This window comes from Methanoregula sp., from assembly GCF_002835825.1.
Taxonomy (GTDB): Archaea; Halobacteriota; Methanomicrobia; order Methanomicrobiales; family Methanospirillaceae; genus Methanoregula.
The window spans coordinates 1-1,762 of the sequence record NZ_PIZH01000427.1; the positions used below are offsets into that span (position 1 = coordinate 1).

Genomic DNA, 1,762 nt, shown 5'->3' on the forward strand with positions numbered 1-1,762 from the left:
GCATTACTCAGGGTGGATATACGTCGACCCGGCAAGCTTTAAAAGTTGGATTAGCAGATACGATCAGCAACAGGAACACCGATCCCAAATCAATTCAGGCGGTTATCCTGATGAGTGACGGGGAGTTCAATTACTTTGGCGATCCCCTTGCCCGGGGTACCAGTTATGTATCCGCATATTGCTGGACCTCAACGTATAACAACCGACACTATTGGTTCTCGGATCTTCCGTCACCTCTTGGCACGCTTGGCAGTACGGGTATGAACGATGGTACAAATCAAAACATGGCAAACTATGCCAGGAACAATAACATTCGCATCTACACCATCTTTTTCAATGATATCGCAAGTCCATCCGGAACTACGTGGGACACCATGGGGACCCTCGCAACCGAAACCCGCGGAAAACGGTATCATGCAAAATCGGGTGCTGAGTTGGATAATGTTTATGCTGAGATCGCTGGTGATCTGAAAGAATCCGCCGGTATTGGTACCACCGTCCTGATGGACTTCGGATCCATCGTCGTCAACGACCAGCTCGACACTTCAGGGAATGTCTTCGCGTACGTTGCAGATCCGGAAACCGACGGAGTGAGCACTGCATTTGCCGGGTATCCTGCAAACCTTGGATCCACCATGGTCCGGAAATACAACCTGACACATGAACTCATCCCCGGTCCTGATTATTCGGATGTCGGCCCGCTGTGGGACAATATGACTCCTTACTGGAATGCCAACAAACAACTGTATTTCACCGTTGGCACCGTGAAGCTCCAGGAAACATGGGAGACAAATTTCCGGATGCGGGTTCTCAAAGAGGGCAGCATCAACCTGATGGGTCCAAACTCGCTGGTTTCTTTCAAAGATGAGGATGGTACGGTATCAACCCTGAAACTGGAAAACATGAGTTCCTTCACCGCAACATCCAGCACAATCTTCACCGGGGCCACGTGGCGCACCATCACCATCAGGGACTTCGAGCGCACGGACGGGGACGGGGATCTGACAGCAACGGTCCCGGTTACCTGGACGACCGAGTACGATGGCTTCCGGCCGGTGACGCATGATGTCTATTTCATCCACGGCTCCGATCCGAAGGTCCGGTTCTACCAGCAGGTGACCACCGGTGGTGGGACAAAGACGCTCTTCTCCCAGCTGGATATGTCCCGGCTGCCGGGCGGCCAGTATTATATCTACGTTCACGCGTATTCCGACGATGCCCATGCAGAGGCCATTATCGGCCCGTGGCAGTACAATGCCGGGACACGGGCGTTCATCAAGCTCGAATAATTCCCCCCGCTCCTTTTTTATTGATCGGAACCCATTCCCTCAGCCAGCTCAGGCCTCCGGCGGGATGGACCGACATCTCCTGGATGTCCCGGGGAGGAAAATGACTCTGGCGCGAATCCCGCATCGTGTATCCTGCCTGGAAGGCGATGGCCTGCCCTGCTTCGATCCGGATCAGCCAGACCCTGCCTGAATTTTTTTTAATCGCGATCATGATCGCGATTGAAAACCTGATCCGGAACGATCGGAGATTGATTGAAAATTCAGTGAACGATCCAGTACTGGCCGGGAGTTTCGATTATGATCCATATGCCCGAACGCTCGCGCCAGTTATGGCTGAAGCCTTCGATTGGAAGTGAGAACCATGCAGGATCGGATCTGACGGAGTGATCGGTATAGGAGAACCCAAAAAAAAAATTAGCGGACCCAGCGGGAATCGAACCCGCGTCCTTGGGTTCGAAGCCCAAGAGGATATC

Annotated in this window: 2 protein-coding genes; one reads left to right on the plus strand and one right to left on the minus strand. The window is 52.9% G+C overall.

Annotated features, from left to right (window positions below; all coding sequences use genetic code 11):
• The first annotated feature begins 110 nt into the window (after positions 1–110).
• The gene (locus CW742_RS11870; protein ID WP_292420645.1) at positions 111–1,289 is read left to right on the plus strand and encodes a hypothetical protein; all 1,179 of its coding nucleotides are present in this window, start codon (positions 111–113) and stop codon (positions 1,287–1,289) included.
• Positions 1,290–1,549: 260 nt separating this feature from the next.
• Here the strand turns inward: CW742_RS11870 and CW742_RS11875 are convergent.
• Positions 1,550–1,762: hypothetical protein (locus CW742_RS11875; RefSeq protein WP_292420647.1), on the minus strand; the 213-nt coding region annotated here is incomplete at its 5' end.

What these genes read in the sequence shown, in the direction of transcription:
- CW742_RS11870 (WP_292420645.1), top strand. Translation starts at nt 111, where the DNA reads ATGAGTGACGGGGAGTTCAATTACTTTGGCGATCCCCTTGCCCGGGGT.